18 protein-coding genes and 2 riboswitches are annotated in these 19,807 nt (G+C 50.0%); all 18 genes read right to left on the bottom strand.

Features of this window, described 5'->3' with window-relative positions:
- Positions 1 to 14 precede the first annotated feature (14 nt).
- Positions 15 to 863 (bottom strand): hypothetical protein, encoded by an 849-nt coding sequence (locus SPSPH_RS03365; RefSeq protein ID WP_075753250.1) that lies wholly within the window; start codon positions 861 to 863, stop codon positions 15 to 17.
- A 35-nt stretch (positions 864 to 898) separates the two neighbouring features.
- Complete coding sequence (locus SPSPH_RS03360) at positions 899 to 1,303, bottom strand: hypothetical protein (protein ID WP_075753248.1); 405 nt, start codon at positions 1,301 to 1,303, stop codon at positions 899 to 901.
- A gap of 76 nt (positions 1,304 to 1,379) precedes the next feature.
- Complete coding sequence (locus SPSPH_RS03355; protein WP_075753246.1) at positions 1,380 to 2,531, bottom strand: type II secretion system protein GspD; 1,152 nt, start codon at positions 2,529 to 2,531, stop codon at positions 1,380 to 1,382.
- A 158-nt stretch (positions 2,532 to 2,689) separates the two neighbouring features.
- A riboswitch (cobalamin riboswitch) is annotated at positions 2,690 to 2,870 on the bottom strand.
- 146 nt (positions 2,871 to 3,016) lie between these two features.
- Positions 3,017 to 3,535 carry a hypothetical protein gene (locus SPSPH_RS03350; RefSeq protein ID WP_075753244.1) on the bottom strand — a complete coding sequence of 173 codons (519 nt, stop codon included), beginning with the start codon at positions 3,533 to 3,535 and terminating at the stop codon, positions 3,017 to 3,019.
- 12 nt (positions 3,536 to 3,547) lie between these two features.
- Positions 3,548 to 5,572 carry a molybdopterin-dependent oxidoreductase gene (locus SPSPH_RS03345; RefSeq protein ID WP_075753242.1) on the bottom strand — a complete coding sequence of 675 codons (2,025 nt, stop codon included), beginning with the start codon at positions 5,570 to 5,572 and terminating at the stop codon, positions 3,548 to 3,550.
- Positions 5,573 to 5,679: 107 nt separating this feature from the next.
- Positions 5,680 to 8,754, bottom strand: a complete 3,075-nt coding sequence (locus tag SPSPH_RS03340) for an efflux RND transporter permease subunit (protein WP_075753240.1) — start codon at positions 8,752 to 8,754, stop codon at positions 5,680 to 5,682.
- On the bottom strand, positions 8,751 to 9,992 hold the full coding sequence (locus SPSPH_RS03335; protein ID WP_083945371.1) for an efflux RND transporter periplasmic adaptor subunit: 1,242 nt from the start codon (positions 9,990 to 9,992) through the stop codon (positions 8,751 to 8,753). The genes SPSPH_RS03340 and SPSPH_RS03335 overlap by 4 nt, the downstream gene beginning before the upstream one ends.
- 398 nt (positions 9,993 to 10,390) lie before the next feature.
- A riboswitch (cobalamin riboswitch) is annotated at positions 10,391 to 10,574 on the bottom strand.
- Positions 10,575 to 10,666: 92 nt separating this feature from the next.
- Positions 10,667 to 11,098 (bottom strand): energy transducer TonB, encoded by a 432-nt coding sequence (locus SPSPH_RS03330; RefSeq protein ID WP_075753236.1) that lies wholly within the window; start codon positions 11,096 to 11,098, stop codon positions 10,667 to 10,669.
- Positions 11,099 to 11,140: 42 nt separating this feature from the next.
- Complete coding sequence (locus SPSPH_RS03325; RefSeq protein WP_158027040.1) at positions 11,141 to 11,818, bottom strand: energy transducer TonB; 678 nt, start codon at positions 11,816 to 11,818, stop codon at positions 11,141 to 11,143.
- A gap of 5 nt (positions 11,819 to 11,823) precedes the next feature.
- Complete coding sequence (locus tag SPSPH_RS03320; protein ID WP_075753232.1) at positions 11,824 to 12,234, bottom strand: ExbD/TolR family protein; 411 nt, start codon at positions 12,232 to 12,234, stop codon at positions 11,824 to 11,826.
- The gene (locus SPSPH_RS03315; RefSeq protein ID WP_075753230.1) at positions 12,221 to 12,865 is read right to left on the bottom strand and encodes a MotA/TolQ/ExbB proton channel family protein; all 645 of its coding nucleotides are present in this window, start codon (positions 12,863 to 12,865) and stop codon (positions 12,221 to 12,223) included. Before SPSPH_RS03315 ends, SPSPH_RS03320 begins: the two co-directional genes overlap by 14 nt.
- Positions 12,866 to 13,237: 372 nt before the next feature.
- Positions 13,238 to 14,191, bottom strand: coding sequence for a sirohydrochlorin cobaltochelatase (locus tag SPSPH_RS03310; RefSeq protein ID WP_075753228.1), 954 nt, complete (start codon positions 14,189 to 14,191; stop codon positions 13,238 to 13,240).
- 64 nt (positions 14,192 to 14,255) lie between these two features.
- Complete coding sequence (locus SPSPH_RS03305; protein WP_083945370.1) at positions 14,256 to 16,247, bottom strand: TonB-dependent receptor plug domain-containing protein; 1,992 nt, start codon at positions 16,245 to 16,247, stop codon at positions 14,256 to 14,258.
- Positions 16,248 to 16,327: 80 nt separating this feature from the next.
- Positions 16,328 to 17,068: an ABC transporter permease gene (locus tag SPSPH_RS03300; RefSeq protein WP_075753226.1), complete on the bottom strand. Its 741-nt coding sequence runs from the start codon at positions 17,066 to 17,068 to the stop codon at positions 16,328 to 16,330.
- Entirely contained in the window at positions 17,068 to 17,907 is an 840-nt protein-coding gene (locus SPSPH_RS03295) for an ABC transporter ATP-binding protein (protein ID WP_075753224.1), read from the bottom strand. The genes SPSPH_RS03300 and SPSPH_RS03295 overlap by 1 nt, the downstream gene beginning before the upstream one ends.
- 86 nt (positions 17,908 to 17,993) lie before the next feature.
- Positions 17,994 to 18,737 carry an energy transducer TonB gene (locus tag SPSPH_RS03290; RefSeq protein ID WP_075753222.1) on the bottom strand — a complete coding sequence of 248 codons (744 nt, stop codon included), beginning with the start codon at positions 18,735 to 18,737 and terminating at the stop codon, positions 17,994 to 17,996.
- Positions 18,737 to 19,147: an ExbD/TolR family protein gene (locus SPSPH_RS03285; RefSeq protein ID WP_075753220.1), complete on the bottom strand. Its 411-nt coding sequence runs from the start codon at positions 19,145 to 19,147 to the stop codon at positions 18,737 to 18,739. The genes SPSPH_RS03290 and SPSPH_RS03285 overlap by 1 nt, the downstream gene beginning before the upstream one ends.
- Positions 19,134 to 19,769, bottom strand: a complete 636-nt coding sequence (locus SPSPH_RS03280; RefSeq protein WP_075753218.1) for a MotA/TolQ/ExbB proton channel family protein — start codon at positions 19,767 to 19,769, stop codon at positions 19,134 to 19,136. Before SPSPH_RS03280 ends, SPSPH_RS03285 begins: the two co-directional genes overlap by 14 nt.
- Positions 19,770 to 19,807: the final 38 nt, after the last annotated feature.

The following is a 19,807-nucleotide window of genomic DNA, read 5'->3' as shown; positions in this document are numbered from 1 at the left end:
GGCAAAATAATAATTTATTTGCTGCCTGTACCGGCTTGATACGGATGGTTCAGGTAGTTGCAGGCTTTGACAGGCTGGCCGGTAAAATACAGGGTCAGCTCACCGGGATTCAGCAGCCAGTTAAGCCGGCGATACTCCCAGGCCCAGGGGGCTGAAACCCTAACCGCATTAAAGCTGTCGAAATAACCCCAGCGGGAGAAAACACGGCCTTGTCCAATATCCTGGCGGCGCTCCCACAAGACTGTCAGGGGCAGCAGAACATAGTCCGTATGTCCCGACCCGGCTTGGTGGTCGCTGCCCAGCCGACTGCCGGCCGGACTCAACACCTGCATATTCTTTTTCCGCAGCAACCGGCTGTTTTTGCCGGCGGCGGCAATGGCGTGAGTTCCGGCGCGAAGCTGCAATACCGGGTGCCCGTCTGCCAGGAACACTCGCCCACCATCCCGGGTTTTCCATTTACCGTTACTGTAGGTCACCAGCAAATCAAGAGCGCAGGTGTTATCCGACAGTTTCCTTACGGCAAGCAGCACACCGGTCATGGCATGTTCATGGCCGCGGCCATGGCGCGGATAGTATTGATAATAGCCAAGATAATAATGGGTATCGCTTTCCACCACAGAATAGTACATGGCATGCGCCAGCGGGTAAAAGTACAGGTTGTACCAATTATTATTGAGCCGCCAGTCAAGGTCATAATTCACTAAGGTAAATACATTTTGCTTTGCTGCCAGGCCATCGCTGTGATCAGACTGGCAGACGACCGGCGCCCACTGCCTGACAATATCCGGCGCAGCTATCGCCGCAACCGGCTGTGCGAATAGCAAGGCAAGCAAAAGCATGATCCAGCATACGCTTTGTTTCATCGGTTCTCCTTGAAAAAACTATTGTGGCAAGTCGGTTACAAAGTTTTGTTATATAATGTGATTTCGTCAATGGCGTATACCTCCATATTCCAGGTACCGCCGCGGGGAGGTGACGCAATCATAACGTTTTGCCCGACAAAGGAGATCAGCTTGCCTGTCGCCAGAGCGGTTTCCAGCAGGCTTTGCAGCTTTTGCTCGGACGTTCTGACCACAATGGCTTTTCCGGGCGGCTCGCGAAGTTCAATAACCGCATAACAGCTATTGGAGGGCGCATAACAATTTATGAGCGTGACATGACCGGATAACTGAACCATTGGCGGCATCAAAGCAACGCCGGAAACAGGCTGATTCACCGTGGCGGCAGAATGAGTCTGGGTTAACGGCAGGTTCAACAACAGGATTAACAGGCCCAGGCTAATCGCCTTCAGCAGTATACGCATAACAGATATCACTCCCAAAGCTACAGGCTGTTTGCCGTATGCGAGAAACAGTGCCAACCGGAGGTACACCGGCAGCCTATTCCTGAACGTTGGCGGCCAAGAGGTCGTCACCGATAATTTTCGGGGTCAGCATAATCACCAGTTCGGTCTCAGTAACTTGCTTTTCGGTTGAGTGGAAAAGCTTTCCCACCAGCGGCAGCTGCCCTAGCACCGGAACCTTGAAGGTACTGCTGGTTTCCTGGCGTTGAATTAAGCCGCCCAGTACAATGGTTGCCCCGCTTTTAACCCTTAGGGTGGCGTCGGCCTGACGGGTGCGGATATTGGGGTTGCCGTTCTTGGTGGTATCGGTCTTGTTGCTCACTTCCGGCTGAATATGAGTAGTGATGAACCCATTTTTGTTCACCGTTGGGGTAACGCTTAATTTAATCCCCACCTCGACATAGATGACAGAAATAATGGGCATGCTGCCGGTGGTAGGCTGCGAACTTTCGACAGCCAGCTTGTCCCCGATAAGGATTTGCGCCCTTACCCCGTCTAAAGTAGCGATTCGCGGGCTTGCCAGCAGCCGGCCTTTTTTCTTTTCGACTAAATGGTTGATGATCCCCTGAAGATTTGTGCCATACCTGCCGGTAGTAATCCAGAATTTTGAATGGTCGTAAAGCCGTTCGGAAGGCAGCAGGGTCTTAGCCCCCCAGTCAACTCCGAGGTTGGATAAATCATCGCGGTTAATCTCCAGTACCTGCACTTCAAACATAACCTGCTGCGGCGGTGTATCAATTTTTGCCAACAGCTGCTCCACTTGTCTGTATATGTCGGGAGTGCTCATAATCACCAGGGTATTTCGCAGCGGATCGGTTTTAATGTCTTCTTCCGGAACCAGGACACTCAGCAGCGGTCTGGCCTGATCGACCTTTAGATAGTTGAGCTGTACCACCAGCGGTCCCTGAAGATCAGGTTCAGGTTCGGGCGCAGGCTGCAGGCCGGCTTCCGGCGCAGCGCCCGGTTCCAGACCGGAGGCGGTGGCAAGCCCTGCCTGGCCGGTAATCCCGGGGGTTGTTCCGGATTCATTTTCCGGCGAACCGCCAATGCTTACCGCAGCCTGCCGGTCAACAGCCATATCCGGCAGGACTGCCGGCGGTGCCGGGGAGGCCTGAGCAAGCCAGGGCAGCAGGAAGAGCAGCAGCAGGAAGGTGAAGAAGGTAGTACGATACCGGCGGCAATGGTACACTCGATTCACCGACTTTCAGTTAGTAGGAGTATGAGTTAATAAAAAGAAAGAAGCCTCCTGCGAATAACCGACAGGGGCTTCTTAGATTCCGGCAAACAGCCGGAACTACATGCAAAAAAAACATGCAGCCAAATCCCCTTCCCATCTCTCGCAGGTCAACGGTGATTGTTGTACAGGCAGTTCTCCTGGCTTAGGATCATCACTCCTCCAAACCTTCCCAAGACCATCGTCTCAGTGGCATATCATGGATTCGCTCCCCATTACAGTGGCGGGACCGCACCGGCTTTTAACCGGTTTCTCTATTATGTCCTTGCGGACACCTGTACCTGGAAATATTTATTTTTTATTTAGTTGTCTGTTTTCTAAATTTTATCATAAATGGATAACTTTGTCGAAAGTTTTTATCCTACTAAATTCGACAAAGTTCTTATGGAAACTTTGAGCAATACTGTGCCAGGTATTACTGCCGGCAAGTGGTGTCAGTTCTAATTATTCCGCACATAATTTTTGACAATTTCGTACATAGAGTCGGCGAAAGTCTTTACGGGAACAGGGGCGAACTTTGCGGTTTGCTGACGTTCTTCCAACACGGTTCCCTGTTCGCTGACCACTTTTATCCCGGTAACTGCATAGGTTTTATCCCTGGTCTTAAAGGCCATCCAGATTTCGCTGTAGGCAACTTTGTCCGCTGCTGTCAATTTTTCCTGATATTTGTCGTTTAAGCTGCCAATAAGTTTCGGATCGGTAAAGATGGTTTTGGTCAGGACATGAACCAGGTTGTTATCGGCTTCATCAACCTTAAGGGATTTATGGTCAAAGACAAACGTACCAATGTCATTGCTAAATACGTGCAGCCAACGCTGCCGCTCGATCTCCTCTTCACTGGGTTTAGGCCGGACGCTGATCTCCCAGTCCAGCGGCGGATTGGCAGGCGGTTCCTCCGCCTGCACGGAAACGGCCGCAAGCAGGAGCAGGCACACAGCAAGCAATATTCGTTTTTTCATATAAGGCTCCTTTCATCTGCCCTCAATATGACAACTATCCGTGTGGGCGATAACATTTACTTTTACATCATAAAAAGTACTTCCCTTCGCCTTATCTGTAAGTCTTTGGGATGTCAGCACATTGACCGAACGGTCGCCTACGGCATGCTCAAGCCACCACACGCCTTCGGTCACAACAACAGCTGCCGGTACTTTCGCGCTGGTTTTCAGCGTAAAAACCGCTTTGCCGCGTTCGTTCCAAGCGACAACAAGCTGACCGTCTTTTAAGCCTTTTTGAGCGGCATCTCCCGGGTTCATTTGCAAAATCATGGTATTGTTTTTCGTCAAGTCCTCCCGCTCATTAAAGGAGGAATCCAGTATCCGGGCATCGGGCGAATTAACCAGCCAAAATTCGGCTTTGTCGCCATAGGGCTCGAAGTATTTGGGCAAAGGGTCTTCTTCCCGGGGATTTATTATTTCAATCTTCCCTGACGGTGTTTGAAATTGCAGCTTATACTCATCAGGCAGCGGCAAATCCACCGGATATCCTTGCCGCAGTTTTTCCATTTCGGTTTGCTGCAGCCAGGAAGTGGGCTTGGCCAGAATACTGTCAATCAGGGCATCCTCGGTCTGCTGAAAGAACGGCTCATCGATTCCCATCGCCGCAGCCAGGAGACAGAATACCTCCCAATTGGATTTTGACTGCCCTACCGCGTTAATTACCTTGAAAGCGCGCTGCACGACATAATGCCCGTAAGCACGGTATAGATCACTATGCTCAAGGGAAGTGGTCGCCGGTAATACAACATCCGCGTAGTTAGCCGTATCTGTCAGGAACCGTTCATGTACCACGGTAAAGAGTTCTTCCCGGGCCAAGCCCTGCAGGACCCGGTTTTGATCAGGAGCTGTTATCGCCGGATTGGAGCTGTACACATACAGCCCCATTACCGGCGGCGCTTTTACTTCATTCAGGGCATGTCCCAATTCATTCATGTTGATCAGCCGCGTTGCACTTTTCTGCAAATCTTCACGGGTGATTAACTTGCTGTCAAAGGCACCTGCCGTAGTGGTTCCGGTCAATACGCCGCCACCGTTTTTTTTCCACGCACCACACACTGCAGGCAAACAGGTGAGAATCCGTACAGTCATTGCTCCATTGCCATAGCGGGATAAACCGCTCCCCATTCTGATAAACGGAGCCTCTGCCGCAGCGTACTGTCTTGCCAGCTCCTCGATTGTACCGGCAGCAATTCCGGTTATTTTACTGACTGCTGCCGGTGTATACTGAGGCAGCACCGTTGCTGCCAGTTCCTCATACCCCTGGACGTATTGCCTGATAAAATGCTGATCTGCCAGCTTGTCGCGCGCAATGACATGCAGCATGCCCAGTGCCAAAGCCCCATCGCTACCCGGACGAACCAGTATGACCTGATCGGAAATTTTCGCAGTAGGCGTTTCATAAGTATCAATCAGCCATACTTTAGCGCCCTTGGCTTTGGCGATATTGATATCATGCACAATATGAATATCTGTCGCCAGAGCGCTGATACCCCACAAAATGATCAAATCACTGGCCTGCAGTTCGCCGGGGTGTGGCGCTATGGTTTGCCCCATTACCGCTTTCCAGCCATAGTCTTTGGCCGGCGAACAGATAGTCCGCTCCAGCCGGGATGCGCCCAGGCTATAGAAAAAGGGATGACCGGCATTACGCTGAACCAGTCCCATGGTTCCGGCGTAAGAGTAGGGTAATATTGCCTCCGCCCCATATTGGGCAATAATGCCCTTCCATTTATCAGCAATGAGGCCAATGGCTTCCTCCCAGGAAACCGGCGTGAAGGCACCGCTGCCCTTGGGACCGGACCGCAGCAATGGCGTTAAAAGCCGCCGCTTTGAATAGACGGTTCTTTCATAATGGGCCATTTTAGGACAAAGTGTCCCGCGTGTAAACGAATGTTCCGGATCACCCTGAACTTTGACAACCGTTTCACCCTCTTTATAGATAAGCAAGCCACAGGTGTCAGGGCAATCATATGGACAAACGGACCGCAAGATTTCCATGAAATCCTCTCCCTTGTTGTTTTAGATGGTATTAATTCTGGTTGATTTTCTATGGCTATTATACCATAAAAATACAAATTATTACGGTTGCAGCCAACAACAAGCGATTACTGAAACCAAGTCCGCACAGGATGGCGGTCAAAAAACAGGAAAACTATCGGGATAACAAATAAGGTAAATACGGTGGATGAGAGCAAGCCGCCAATAAGCACCCAGGCCATACTCACCCTGGTTTCGGCGCCTTCACTCAGGGCCAGGGCAGTGGGCAGCATACCGACCACCATGGTCAGAGTAGTCATACAGATGGGCCTTAAACGGGTTTTGCCTGCTTCCACCAATGCTTCATAGGCGCTCATGCCCCGCCCCATCAGTGTCAGTGTGTAATCCAGCAGCAAAGTGCCGTTCTTGGCCACCAGTCCGTCCATGACTAAAAAGCCGACAAGGGAATAGACATTAATGGTATTATTGGTAAAAAGCAAAAACAGCAGGCTTCCGATTAGGCCCAACGGCAGTGATAACATCCGGATAACCGGCGTAAAGGCCGATTCATAGAGCACAGCCAGCAGCATATACACCAGCAGGAGAGACAAAACCAATGCCTGGATAATTTCTCCGTAGCTGCTGTCCATCTCGGCCGCCTGTCCGCCAAAGCGGTAGGTCACGCCTTCCGGCAAGGCTTCCTGTTTAAGCAGGCTGTCCAGTTCCTGCAGCACCTCGTTTAAGGGGCGGTCAGTTATATTGGCCTGCACAATAAGGGAGCGCTGCTTATTCAGCCGGGTAATGCCAACAGGGCCTACCCCCTCTTCAATCCGGGCCACATCGCCCAGAAATACCATTTTGCCATCGGCTTTAACCGGAATATTGGTCAGATCAGAGGGTTTAAAGTATTCGCTGCCCTTTAGCCGGACGACAATATCGGTGTCACGCCCGTTGTTGCTGCTGTCATTGGGCAGCACTCCGGCCTTTTTGCCGTTAATCGCGCCAGCAAAAGCCTCCTTAACGTCCTGTACCGAGGTAGTAAAGAATTTCAGTTTTTCCCGGTCAACTGTCAGCTTAAATTCGGGAACCCCTACCCGGTAGTTGCTGCGGATCTCTTTGGTGCCCTCGATGTTAGCCAGAGTGGCCTGCAGCTGATTGGAGGCCCTGACTAAGTCGTCCATATCTGACCCTAAAAGATAAATTAAGACCGGGGAGTGTATCTCGGCACCGCCTGTCGAAATACCGGCCACCGACGACTCGGTTTCATAAACCCGCACCGAAGCGTGAGCAAGCTGACGGCGGGCAAAGTTTCTGACATCATCGGTAATTTCCCAAATACTGCGGTCCCGTTCCCTTTTCCCTACAAGCTGTACGGTCATCCTGCCCCAGTTGCTGCTGCTGCCGCCGACATTGCTCAGGCAGTAGGTCACTTCCGGAATTGTCAGGATATACTGCTCCAATTGACTGATCACCGCATCGGTCATTTCCAGGTTCTGTCCCACAGGCAATTCGACACTGACCCGGAAGTTGCTTTCATCTGTTCGCGGCATATATTCGGCTCCGATTACCCCGAGAGGAATCAGGGCAACAGTACTAACCAGCAAAATAAGTACACCGGCAATCACTTGCCTGCCATGAGCCAGGCTCCGGCGCAGCAGCTTTTCATACTTGTCAACAGCGGTTTTTTCCAGGCTGTCCATAAAAGTCCAGATCCTTCCGCTAACCGGGGCTGCCCCGGTGGAAAACAGCCGTGCAGCCAGCATCGGGGTTAAAGTAAAGGAAATGAACAGTGAAAACAATGTGGCAAATACAATGGTTAACCCAAATTGGCGAAAATACTGCCCGGTCATGTCGGTCATAAAGGCGATGGGTAAGAATACCACCACATCACACAGGGTAATGGCGATGGCCGCTGTGCCGATTTCGTTGCGCCCCTCTTCGGCAGCGACGGCCGGCGGTTTGCCCAGCTGCAGGTGTCTATGGATGTTCTCCAGGACAACAATGGCATCATCCACTAATATCCCGATGCACAATGCCATGCCCATCAGGGACATCATGTTAAAGGTAAAGCCTGCCGCATACATAACCAAAAAGGTGGAAATCAGCGATGTCGGGATGGCAATCATGACGGCAACCGTTGACCGCCAGCCGCGAAGAAATAAAAATAATACCAGTCCGGTAGTCATTATGCCCTCAAACAGGGCAATAAGGGTATTATGCAAGGCGTTGTCAATATAATTGGCGTCATTGGTTACTACAATAAACTGATACTCCGGATATTCGTCCTGCAGTGCCGCCAGTTCATGCTGCACCTGCTTAACGGTATTGACAATATTGGCATCACTGTTTTTGTATACCTGCAGGGTAATGGCATCATCGCCATTTACCCTGCCATAGCGGGTGGCGCGGCTGTCCTGCCCGCTCACCTCGGCAATCTCGGTTAAGGGTACGGCACCCCCACCGGTATTGGCAAGATATACCCGCTTGATTTCTTCGGCAGACTGGTAGCGGGCGGCCAAACGCACATCACTTTCCTGTGTTTCCGAATATACGGAACCGGCAGGCAAAAGCAGGTTATCGCCTTTAATGCGCTCGGCAATCTGGTTTAGCGACAAATTATATAAGGCTAGTTTATCGCGGTCAACCAGTACGGCGATTTCCCGGTCGCGACCGCCGCCGACAGCCACATCGGATACACCGCCGGCCCGTTGGAGCCGCTCTTTGAAAATGTGATCGGCTTTGCCATAGATATCAGACAATGGATATTTTGCCTTTACCGCAATTTCCATAACCGGCACAGCGTTGGCATCCCGCCGGCTTATCACCGGTTCCTCTACATCCTCCGGCAGTTTTTTCCGCACCCGGTTGATGGCCTTGGAAGCGTCGATAGAGGCAATATCGCCATTGGCCATATAGTCAAATTCCAGGACGATCGTAGCCCGTTCCGGCTTGGCAATGGCGAGAATCCGCTTTAAATGCGATAAGGAAACCAATTCCTGTTCCAGTGGTTTGACCACCATTTCCTCAACCTCTTCCACGCTGGCGCCGGGATATTCAACAGCTATGGAAAAATAGGGACTGTTCAGGGCCGGCAGCAGCTCCACACCGATACGAAAAAAGCTGTATAGCCCCAGCACAACAAACAGCATGACAATCATGGTTATGCCGACAGGACGTTGAATAGAAAAACGGGTGATATTCATATGTGCGTATCCACCTCAACAGCCATCCCCGGTTTAAGCCGGGATACATTACTGACGGCCACCCGCTCCCCTGCGTGAATGCCTGTAAGCAGTTCTACAGTTTCATCATTGCGTTGTCCGGTTGTTACCAGGCGCTGTTCGGCCTGATTTTTGTCATCAATGACAAATACATACTGCTTGCCGTTTTTTTCTGTAACCGCGGTTTTTGCCACAAACAAAGTCTGCTCTCTAAGCAGCCCGGCAATACCGGCATGGGCGAACATACCGCTTTTGACGGCAACATCTGCCAGGGTTAACGCCAGCCTGACAGTAAAGAGCCGGGTTTGGGCATCTGCTGCCGGACTGATATAAATAATGCTGCCAGGATACTCCTGCCCCAGTGAATCAATGGCAACCATTACCTGCATGCCGCTCCGGATTTGCGCTGCATTCTGCTCGGAAACAAGGCAATCAACATAGCTGCTGCTATTATCAACAACCGTCAGCAGCTTTTGCCCGGCCTGCACAAAGGCTCCTGCTTCCACCTGCCGGTAGCCGATAATACCGTCCCGCGGTGCCCGCAGCAGCCGGTCTTCCCGCTGTTTCTCCAAGGCTTCCAGGCCGTATTTGGCTTTAGCCAGCGCTGCCTGTTTGCTTTCTAAAACCGCCGGAACGCCACTTGGCATCGACTGTTCCTTTAGTACGTCCAGAGCTGCTTTTGCATTGACTATTTGCTGTTTGGCCGTATCCAGCGTTTCCCGGGAAATGGCCCCCATATTGTACAAGGCTTCATACCGCCGGTAATTAGCAAGATTCCGCTCATAATCGGCCTCGGCTTTTTGATAATCGGCAGCAAATGCGGCTTTGATTTCGATACTGTCCGCTCCGGCCTGCCGGATAGCGGCTGTTGTCTGGGCGATCGCCAGATCGATATCCTCCAAATCCTGCGCAACAAGTATTTGTCCGGCTGTTACTTGCTGGCCTAACTCTACGGCAACCCGGGTAATATGCCCCGCGTACTTGGGCGCAATATCGACCTGCGCCGCCGCCACCGTTTGCCCGCTTAAGATAATCCTTGAAAACATATCCTGCCGCCGGATTGTCTCTACCGCTACCAGCGGCTTGACTGCGCCGGCTTTTGCCGTATTTCCCTGACTGCTATGGCTTTTCCAGAAGAACAGGGCACCGGCCAAAACTGCTGCCACCACCACAATCCCCAGCATCTGCCGGCACTTTTTGCTATGTATAACTTTCTTCATCAGTAATGTGTGTTCACTCCATTCCTTACATCTGCCGGTTATCGCGGTAACAGCCGGAAGCGGTTAATCACCTTGCGGAAGAATCTCCTGATGTGCCAATAACCGTCAACTCCTTGTTGACGGTTATTGGCGCAAGCTGTTTAAGACCAGCCCAGAATTCCGGCCTGCCGGTTAGTACTCAATGATAAACTGATTTTACAACTTATGATTCCAGGCCAGGATCCGGTTAAAGGGCAAATCCCAATAATTAAAGCAGCTATAACATGCAAAAGCCCCTTCCTGAAATTCAGGAAGGGGCAACAAAATACAATAGCATCGTTCCTAATCTACCCCGGCGTTTTTATAGCAGCCGGGAAAATTATACGCTCTAAATCCCCTCCTCATCGCTCGTGAGTAAAACGGTGATTGTCAGACAGGCAGTTCTCCTGGCTCTGGATCATGGCTCACCCAAACCTTCCCAAGACGGTTTCGTCTCAGTGGTATATCTTGGGTTTGCTCCCCATTACAGTGGCGGGACCGCGCCGGTTTTTCACCGGTCTTCCCTATTAAGCCTTTTCAGGCACCTGGCCAAATACTATGAAATTTTTACAATTATCACTCAAATATTACCATGCCGTATAAGGTCTGTCAAGCTTATCCTGTCGATGCTGCTTACAAGCAACAGTATCCTGTTACTACTCCGCAGCCTTCACGGTTTCTTCGTTATTTACCTGTTCTTCCGGCACATATTTCTCCACATTAACCTGAAGGGGAAAAAGAATGGAACAGGCTACCGCCTGATTATCACTGGTGTAAGCCGGGCTGAACACGGACTGCTTCATTGAATCAATGACGGCCTGATCAAATAATGCATCGCCGGAGCTTGTGATTATTTTTATATCACTGTCTATGATTCCGATTGCCGATACGGTTGCCTTTACCTTCACCATTATGGTTTGTTCCGAATATTTTTCCCGTAAATCATCCGAAAGTGAAACCGGAGCCAAACTAATAATTTTAGGAGGAGTCACCGGCGAATTGTTATTTGCCATAACCGGAACAGCCAGGCTGATAAGAATTACTAAAAAGCCGGCAATAAGTAATTGCATTTTGGGGAAATATTTCATAAAACCACCCTCTCTTTTCTTGCCGCAATGCCTGGTGACAGCTTAGCCATTCAAGCGAAAGGATACGGGAATTGTGGTGACGCACGCGACTGCCCGCCCGGTATCCCGGTTGCGGGCCGGTACAAACCGCCATTGCCGTACGGCTTCTATCGCCGCCTGATCCAGGGAAGCATGCCCGGATGTCCGTAACAGAACTACATTTGCCGGATTCCCGTTCTCCAGAACCTGCACTTTCACCACCACAGTTCCATTTATTCCGGTTTGCCTGGCGGCCTGCGGATAAACAGGCTCTACCCTGCTCAGTACGCCGGGCGGGGCTATCCCGCCGCCGGTGCTGCCGGTTGAAGCACTGCCGCCGGTCGCCGGCACCGCCGCAGCCGGCTGTGCCTCAGCTTCGTCAACAGCCGGTCCGGATGACGGCGCAGCCGCCGGAGCAGGATTAACGGCCAACGGCTGCGGGCTAACCGGGGCTCGGGGGGCCGGAGCCTGAGGGGCGACTGCCGGCTGCGGATTGGGTTGCTGCACGGCAGGTGCCGGTATATTTGGTGCGGCAGCAGCCGCCACCTGCGGTTCATTTTGAAAATCCAGCTCGATAAATTGTTCATTGATAACAACCTTAGGAAATAAACCGGCGAACAAATGCCCGGAACCTGCCAGCAATAAAAAGTGAACAAAAACAGATACCGTTATCGCCCGCCGCCAGCTCATACTGCCCACCATACCCATTACCTCGCTTTCGTTTCGGCTGCTACCGCCACCCGGCGGGCGCCCGCCATCTTCAGTTCATCCAGAACGTTAATAACCTGACCATATTCCACTTGCTTATCAGCCCGGAGGACAAATACTTTGTCAGGCTGACCGGCTATCTCCATCCCTACCCGCTTTTTTAGCAGCGTCAGGGGTAATTCTTCCTGTTCAAACAATATCCGCCCATCCTTGGTGACGGTTACAGTAATATTGCGCTGTGTATCCTGCTGCACGGCTGCCGCCTGGGGCAGGCTGACCGGCATAGTATGCTGCTCCACCATGTACAATGTGCTCATCATGAAAAAGACCAGCAAAAAAAATATGATATCAATCATCGGAATAATCATCAGCTGCGGCTGTTCTGCCACCCTTAGGCTACGCAATCTCATGATCTTGCCTCCGCACCGGCCATTTCCGCAGCGAAGCGATAACTACGGCACTGGTTTGTTCCATATCGGTAACCAGACGATCCAGAAGCTGGGCAAAGATAATATTGGCGACAAACGCCAGCACTGCGACGCACAGGCCGGCAGCAGTCGCCACCAGCGCCTCGCCGACCCCGCCGGTAATGGCCATCGGCTGTCCGGACTGGATATTAAGTACACTAAAAGACTGAATCATCCCAATAACGGTCCCCAGCAAACCAAGTAAAGGAGCCAGTGTCACGATACCGCTCAGATAATTAAGATAGGCTCTGAGCCGTGCTGCAGTAATCGTAGCCGCATCCTCCAGGGCTCTATGTACATCATCCCCCTGCTGATAAGCCTGCAGCCCCTGCAAGGTTATCTGGGATATTGCCGCCGGCATTTGCTGGCAAAAATGTATAGCCTCGTTCAGATTCCGCTCGGCCAGCAGCGGCTTAAGTCTTTCCAAAAACTCCACCCCGTTGGTGGACAACCTCCTATAATACCAGTATCGTTCCACACTAATGGTTACAACCACCAGCGAACAAAGCGCCAAGAGATACATTACCGGTCCGCCTTTGTGAAACAGGGCTAAACTTTGGGTCAAAAAATCCATTGTGACATCTTCCCCCTTGCCATTCCCACAGCAGTGCAACCTGCTTTCAGGTATTTAGAAATAGATTATAACGGCAAACGTTGCAACCGTTTACATTCGAAATGATAATCATTGTATATATAAAGATTATCATTCTCATTAGTAGTATAACGTATGGCACTGAAAATTTCAAACCTATTTCTTTAATTTAACATATCTTTTCTCCTGTACCATTCATCCCATTTCCAATATATATTCTGCGTAAAGAATAGGAAAGGGGCCGGGGGGAGCGTATTGCGGCGGTATTGCCGGTATCCTAAGCAACAGGCCCCTTTCCTGATTAAGGAAGAGACCTGTTGCGATACAAAATACTATGGATACTTTTTTCCGGCCTTAGTCTTTATGACCATGTCCATTACCATGGCAGTGGCCTTTATGGCCGTGACCGTGGGCATGCGTATGGCAACGTCCCTTGTGGTGGTGTCCATGGCCATGCGCACAGACATGTCCGTGCGGCGGGTGAGCAATAGCTGACCGGAGATGGGCTACATAGATATCCTGAATGGCTGTATTTTCACCCAGGCCATGGAAATATACATCAACCGCAAAGCCTGCCGCCACCAGCTGTGATTTAGCGGAATCCTCCTCCTCACCGGCCATATCATTTGTAGCATGATCGCCAGCCACTAATAAGAACGGCATCAGGGTAACCTGCTTCACCTGCTTTTGCTTGAGCTTACCAATAATCGATGTCAAAGACGGAAAGCCTTCCACCGTGTAGATAAAAACATTATTGAGCCCGGCCTCTTCCAGTTTTAGCTGCAGCGCCGCATAGGCCGCATTGCCGGGATGTATCCCGCCATGCCCCATAAGGACGACAGCCTTGTCCGGAGCAGCAGCAGGCAGCTGATGCACCAGGGCTCTTATGGCAATTTCGTAATCATCAGGATGGTCGTCCACTCCCATGCTATAGAGCAGCGGGCGGCCTAACCGGATTACGGCAAAGGCTTTTTCTTTGGCATGCGCATAGTGGCTGACCAGTCTTTTAACTTTGTCATATTCAGCACCTGGCACAATATGCAGGGGCTGGAGATATACCTCCTGATAACCTTCTGTGTGGAGCCGTTCCAAGGCCTGCCGTTCATTGTCAATTTGAACTCCATCCCGCTCAGCTATCCGTTTAATGACAGTACGGGAAGTAAAAGCCCGACGCACTTCATAGCCCGGAAAGGCCTCACGAATACGATTCTCGACACTTTCAATATTCAACTTTAAGGTTTCCGGATACGAAGTGCCAAAACTTACAACCAGGATGGCTTTCTTGTTTGTGGTTTGTTCTTGTGACATAGAATATTTCCTCCTCATTATCTGCATTAGTATATTAATAAACCCCTTTTCTTCCATCTATGAATTAAAAATTAAATTCATAACCAACCATAACGTTTCTGCCTAAGTTATAGAAGGTAGAAGTAGAGGTAGAAACAATATCTCTCCGATCAAAAATATTTTCCAAATTCAAATAAACTTTTTCATTTTTTGTTGGTTTGTAGACAATATTAAGATCAGTAAACAATTGTGGCTTCATGCTCGCCTGCGCGTCGTTATCTCTTGTGCGTTCGCCTAAATAATTGGCATTAATAGCTCCGCTCCACTTACCTTTGTTATAGTTTAATCCCCCATTGAGTTGCAGTTTTCCATAGTAATTTCTCCAGCTACCTTCAGTAATAGTGCCAGCATCGTTTATTGTAACCAGTTTTTTAGGATTACTATAAGATGCTCCCCAATTTGCTTTCCAACCTTGACCCATATCAATTGCACACGTCAATTCTATACCCGTGTTTTTAATATCCTCATTAGTATATTCAACTTCTGTATAATTGTCCTTCCATTTAGACTCTATACTATCATTAATCTTATAATTGAATACTGCCAATCTCCACATGTGAGTATTGGTATTCTTTTTCAAGCCAATTTCAAAATGATTGCCATGCTGAGGTTCTAAAGTAGCGTTTCCAATAATATTGCCGGAACCATATATTTGGCTAAAAGTTGGCATCATAAAAGATTGTCCGGCTTTAGCATAAGCACTGGTGTCATCATCGAGTTTATGTATATATTCTATTTCAGGTGTAAACTTGTTATAATTTTGTCCGGCAGTGGTGCTTCCGGTCCAGGTTTCACGAGCACTTACAATCAAATTAGATAATTTATTTAATTCATAGTTGTATTGCCCATAGAAAGAATACATATTCCGTTCGTAATCGCGATTTTGAGCCATATTTGTTTTGTCTACTTCTTTGTAATCACAGGTATCCCTTTGAAAATTAAATCCTAACAAACCAATATTTTTCCCAAGCTCCCATTTCTTCTGAATATCCATACCTAAAGACTTATCGTCGTAGCCTTTGCTGTCAGATGTAGTAACCCCGGGAATATAATTTCCTGATTTTTTAGTTGCGGTCTTGCTACGCGTTTCCTGTTCCCGACGAACATAAGATAAAACCGCTTTCCAGTCATCTTTATCGTAATGTAATTGAGCATTATTATTTTTGGTTGTATGGATTGCATTCTTATAGTCTATATCTTTTCCATTAGCATCTTGTTGTTTACTATAACGATACACATAATGAGCATTATTTTCTCCATATGTATAAGATAAGTACATAGCATCATTAAAATCATATCTTAAATTAGCGGTGTTATGCTCACCCCGTATTATATTATAATACATTCCTTCCGGACGTCCACCAGATGGATCTGATATATTATCCACGGCCCCAGTTTTATCATAAGAATAACTAATACCCAGCTTACCGGCTTGAGTATTAAAAGCATGACTTTGCATACCATAATTGCCAAAGGCTGTTCTTACACTATTTGTCCTCTTACCTTTAGTGATAATATTGATAACACCACCGGTAGCTTCGGATCCGTATAAAACAGAACCACCGCCACGAATAATCTCCACCCTTTCAACTGTCTCAACCGGAATATCATCAAGGTTATAGCGTCCACTTTGATTTAGTGGAACACCATCAATAAGCACAAGCGTTCCCTTTTCCACTCCCCGAATTACAATCTTACTCGTCATAGTCCCTTGTGACGTACCACGTGGGCCTTGCGCATGGTAAATCAACCCAGTTCCGAATTTCAATGCTTCTTGCAAATTTGTCCCACCGGTGGCAACCAACTGTTCCTGTGTAAATACCTCAACAGCTGCCGGAGTATCTAACTCTTCTGTTGCATATCTTTGCGCAGTTACAACTATCGAATCAAGCGTATAGCTTTCAACATCCTTTTCTGCAGCCAATGCACTGGCACTCCCTGCAAATACTGTTCCTGTGATTAACATGGTCATGAGAATATTTTTACCAAAATTCCCTTGTTTGGCTTTCCTTTTCAAACTATACCACTCCCCTTTAGAACCAGATCTATAAATAGCAGAGATACATCCGCCACATGGCCCCGCTATTCCAGGCAGAACTATTCCCGCACCTTCTCCATGGTCCAGACACTAATGGCCAGCAGCACCACAATATACCCCAGCATAACCAGCCAGGACACAGCCGCCGGTTCGCCGCCGCTGCCGATGGCCCTGAGGGCATGGCTGGCATGGGTCAGCGGCAAAAGCTCCAGTACCCACTGGACAAAAGCCGGTAATTTATCAATGCGGAAAAAGGTGGCACACAAAAATGACATGGGCAGCAATACATAGGTGCTGAAGTTGCCCATATCTTCATGGGAATTGATAAGCATTGCGGCCACAAAACCCAAGGCCGAAAAAACAAGGCAATTTAGTAGAATAACAAGCCAAAACAGCAGGTTAAGCTGGAATTTTGCCCCAAATAAATAAGCCAGTACAACAATAATCAGAGAAGAAATAATGCCACGCAAGGTTCCTGACAGCACCTTGCCAAGAATAAAAGCCAGGGAGCTAATCGGGGCAACCAGATATTCTTCCAGCGTTTTATGATATAAGCGGCTCATGTTGAGCGGTGAAGCAACTGAGTTAAAGCTGATATTCATAGAGTTAAGGGCCAGAATGCCCGGCACAATAAAATCCAGGTAGTTTCCCTGACTGACCTGCACACTCCGGCCTACACCCCAGCCAAAAGCCACCAGGTACAATACCGGCGTAATCATCCGGGAAAAGATAAAGGTTCCCAGGCGCCGCTGCAGGACAATCCAGTCCCGCCAAAATACGGTTGCAATATCTGTCAGCATTAGTCCACCACCTTCCTGCCGGTCAGCTCCACGAAAACATCTTCCAGGTTGGAACGCCGGATGGTGGTCGTCATGGTCAAAGTGCCGGCAAAGGCGGCGGCTTCTTCCCGGCTGTGAAAAAACTTAGTTTGGCGGCCTTCATCCATACTCCACTCAACAACATAAACACCAAGACGCTCACACAACGCGGCCGGACTGTCCAGGGCAATCATGCTGCCTTTTTCCAAAATGGCTACCCGCCCGCACAAAAACTCGGCTTCTTCAATATAGTGGGTTGTCAGCATAACTGTCAGCTTGTCATGCGCCATGCGTCTGATTAAGTCCCACAACCGCCGCCGCACCTGCGGGTCAAGGCCTACTGTCGGTTCATCAAGAAATAAGACCTTGGGCTCGTGCAACAGGGCCCTGGCAATCATCAGCCGCCGTTTCATGCCGCCGGAAAGGGCTTGCACTTTATCATTGGCGCGTTCGGTCAGTTCCACATACTCTAAGAGCTCAGGAATTCTCCGGGCGCGCTGCGGCAACGGAATATGCTGCAGTCTGCCATGCAGTTCCAGGTTTTCCCGAACGGTCAAATCAGCGTCAAGATTGAAATGCTGCGACACAATGCCAATGACCGGCTTAACCTTTTGCTCATCCTGCGGCAGCTGCCAGCCCTGGATGCTCAGCGTACCGGCTGTAGGGCGGGTTAACATGGTCAGCATCCTGATCATTGTCGTTTTTCCTGCCCCATTTGGCCCCAGCAAGCCGAAAATCTCTCCCTGGCTAATGTCCAGCGATACTCCGTCAACGGCCGTCCGGCTGCCGAAGCGTTTGACCAAATTTGCTATATGAATCATTTTTGCAACCTCTTTACACGCTTCTTACTCTATATACGCGCTAAGTGTTTAACAACTATCCATTAATGACCTGGCGGATTCCGGGATTATGTTCTTAGCCGAAACACCACCGGCATAGTGGTTTGGCAGACAATAGTCTGGCCGGTTTCCCGCAGCTTGGCCGGAACAAAGCGCCAGCGCCGCACCGCGTCGGCAGCTGCATTATCCAGCAGTTCCGAACCGCTGGACCGGAAAACATATACCTGCCCGGCCTGTCCGTTGGCCAGAATTTCAATCTTAAGCACTACCGTCCCTTCAATTCCTGCCCGGCGGGCTTGTTCCGGATAGTTCGGCTCCCGCTGTGACAATATTCCTGGCGGAATGACCCCGCCGGCCTTGCCGCTGCCACTGCCGCCTCTACCGCCGCCTTGACCGCTGCCGGCAGCAGCACTTCCATCCGAACTTCCCCCGCCGCTGCCTCCTGCCGGGGCACTGGCGGCGACCGCGCTCGCATCAACTGCAACAACCGCCATGTCACTGGCAGCTACTACCGGCTCCGGCAGCACCGGATCAGCTGCTGCCGGCTGAACAGCCGCAGGCCGCACCACCGGCACAGGCTGCGGCAGAGCCGGCAAGACTTGCTGGCTGGCGGGAGCTGCCGCCGGTTCGGTATCTGCCAGCAGCGGTCCTTCCGCCCAATCGGTTAATTCCAGTTCGATAACTGTCTCCGGTATAGGTTCAGGCAGTACAACCCGGCCGGCCAGCCAGCCGACGCCGATTAACACAATACTGTGCAAAACCAAAGAGATGAGCATCGCTTTTCGCCAACGCAAATCCGCCGCCCAATCCATTACTTATCCTTCCTTTCAGTAGCGATAGCCACCCGGTGGGCTCCCGCCAGTTTCAACTCGTCAAGAACCGCTACCACTTTGCCATATTCGGCTGTTTTATCCGAACGCAGGATAAAAACCAGATCCTGTTGCTTGGCCATCTCCAGCTTTACCCGCTTTTGCAGCAGTTCCAGCGGTATATCTTCCTGTTCAAACATAATCCGCCCCTCTTTGGTAACCGCAATGGCCACACTTTGGGGCTTGTCGCTCTGTGCCGAAGCGGCCTGCGGTAGGTTAACAGGTATTGTCTGCTGATCAACCATATAGAGAGTGCTCATGATAAAAAACACCAGCAAGAAGAAAATAATATCAATCATAGGTATAATCATTAGTTTAGGCTGATGCCCTGAGCGCAAATTACGCAATTTCATGACATTTCTCCTGTTTCGCATACCCAAGCAACAGCAGGCAGGTCTTTTCGATATTGGTGATGAGATCATCCAGCCGATGATTAAAATAGCTATACAGCAGCATAGCCACAGTAGCCACACACAAGCCGGTAGCGGTGGCAATGAGCGCTTCCCCCACACCGCCGGTAATGGCCTGCGGCTGACCTGCTTTGATATTCATAACACTAAAGGAGCTGATCATGCCGATAACCGTACCCAACAGGCCAAGCAGCGGTGCAATGGTTACCACTGTGTCCAAATGATTCAGGTTAGCCCGTAAACCGGCGACAGCCAGGGAAGCCTCGCCTTCCAGCACACTTTCTATATTCGCGCAGCCGCGCTGAATGTGGCCAATGCCTTTAGCGGCAACCATAGCGGCAATGCCTTGGGTCTGCCGGCATAATTCACCTGCTGCCGTCCAGTCGGCACGTTCCAGTAAGGGAGTAATTCTCTCAGTAAAATCGTGCATATCGGCTTTCATTTTTCTATAATACAAAAAACGTTCCACGCCAATGGTTGCCGCCAGCAGCGAACAGGCCAACAGCAGATACATGACCGGACCGCCTTGCTGAAATATATGGAAACACTCTGCAATAAAACTCATGTTTACGCCTCCGTTAGGTCAATAAAGTTCTCATTCTT

Source organism: Sporomusa sphaeroides DSM 2875, assembly GCF_001941975.2.
GTDB classification, from domain to species: Bacteria; Bacillota; Negativicutes; order Sporomusales; family Sporomusaceae; genus Sporomusa; species Sporomusa sphaeroides.
The sequence above is the reverse complement of the archived record's forward strand: the minus strand, read 5'-3'. Positions and strand labels throughout refer to the sequence as shown.

Excerpts from the sequence above, each read along its gene's own strand:
- SPSPH_RS03365 (WP_075753250.1), bottom strand. The coding sequence starts at position 863 with ATGAAACAAAGCGTATGCTGGATCATGCTTTTGCTTGCCTTGCTATTC.
- SPSPH_RS03330 (WP_075753236.1), bottom strand. The coding sequence starts at position 11,098 with ATGAAATATTTCCCCAAAATGCAATTACTTATTGCCGGCTTTTTAGTA.
- SPSPH_RS03300 (WP_075753226.1), bottom strand. The coding sequence starts at position 17,068 with ATGCTGACAGATATTGCAACCGTATTTTGGCGGGACTGGATTGTCCTG.
- SPSPH_RS03310 (WP_075753228.1), bottom strand. The coding sequence starts at position 14,191 with ATGTCACAAGAACAAACCACAAACAAGAAAGCCATCCTGGTTGTAAGT.
- SPSPH_RS03325 (WP_158027040.1), bottom strand. The coding sequence starts at position 11,818 with ATGGTGGGCAGTATGAGCTGGCGGCGGGCGATAACGGTATCTGTTTTT.
- SPSPH_RS03295 (WP_075753224.1), bottom strand. The coding sequence starts at position 17,907 with ATGATTCATATAGCAAATTTGGTCAAACGCTTCGGCAGCCGGACGGCC.
- SPSPH_RS03285 (WP_075753220.1), bottom strand. The coding sequence starts at position 19,147 with ATGAAATTGCGTAATTTGCGCTCAGGGCATCAGCCTAAACTAATGATT.
- SPSPH_RS03345 (WP_075753242.1), bottom strand. The coding sequence starts at position 5,572 with ATGGAAATCTTGCGGTCCGTTTGTCCATATGATTGCCCTGACACCTGT.
- SPSPH_RS03280 (WP_075753218.1), bottom strand. The coding sequence starts at position 19,769 with ATGAGTTTTATTGCAGAGTGTTTCCATATATTTCAGCAAGGCGGTCCG.
- SPSPH_RS03315 (WP_075753230.1), bottom strand. The coding sequence starts at position 12,865 with ATGGATTTTTTGACCCAAAGTTTAGCCCTGTTTCACAAAGGCGGACCG.
- SPSPH_RS03290 (WP_075753222.1), bottom strand. The coding sequence starts at position 18,737 with ATGGATTGGGCGGCGGATTTGCGTTGGCGAAAAGCGATGCTCATCTCT.
- SPSPH_RS03360 (WP_075753248.1), bottom strand. The coding sequence starts at position 1,303 with ATGCGTATACTGCTGAAGGCGATTAGCCTGGGCCTGTTAATCCTGTTG.
- SPSPH_RS03320 (WP_075753232.1), bottom strand. The coding sequence starts at position 12,234 with ATGAGATTGCGTAGCCTAAGGGTGGCAGAACAGCCGCAGCTGATGATT.
- SPSPH_RS03335 (WP_083945371.1), bottom strand. The coding sequence starts at position 9,992 with ATGAAGAAAGTTATACATAGCAAAAAGTGCCGGCAGATGCTGGGGATT.
- SPSPH_RS03350 (WP_075753244.1), bottom strand. The coding sequence starts at position 3,535 with ATGAAAAAACGAATATTGCTTGCTGTGTGCCTGCTCCTGCTTGCGGCC.
- SPSPH_RS03340 (WP_075753240.1), bottom strand. The coding sequence starts at position 8,754 with ATGAATATCACCCGTTTTTCTATTCAACGTCCTGTCGGCATAACCATG.